This is a genomic window from Neptuniibacter pectenicola (genome assembly GCF_001597735.1).
Taxonomy (GTDB): Bacteria; Pseudomonadota; Gammaproteobacteria; order Pseudomonadales; family Balneatricaceae; genus Neptuniibacter; species Neptuniibacter pectenicola.
The window spans coordinates 1-250 of record NZ_LUTS01000161.1 but is presented as its reverse complement, the minus strand read 5'-3'; the positions used below and the strand labels follow the sequence as shown (position 1 = coordinate 250).

Here is a 250-nt window from a genome sequence, read left to right as displayed (position 1 = left end):
TTAAGAGGCCTTTTGCGTCAATGTGCACAAGCTGGGGAATGCTGATGGCTTACTCATATACTGAGAAAAAACGTATCCGTAAGGATTTCGGTAAACTGCCGCCCGTTTTGGATGTGCCATACTTGCTGGCAATTCAGCTTGAATCCTACCGTAACTTCTTGCAGGAAGGTAAAAATTCTGCAGAGCGTGGGGAACTGGGTCTGCATGGTGCCTTTAAATCTGTCTTTCCAATGGTCAGCTTTTCCGGCAA

1 protein-coding gene is annotated in these 250 nt (G+C 46.4%); it reads left to right on the top strand.

Features of this window, described 5'->3' with window-relative positions:
• Positions 1 to 44: 44 nt before the first annotated feature.
• Positions 45 to 250 (top strand): hypothetical protein (locus A3773_RS17340; RefSeq protein WP_156473578.1); only part of this gene is annotated, 206 nt, incomplete at its 3' end.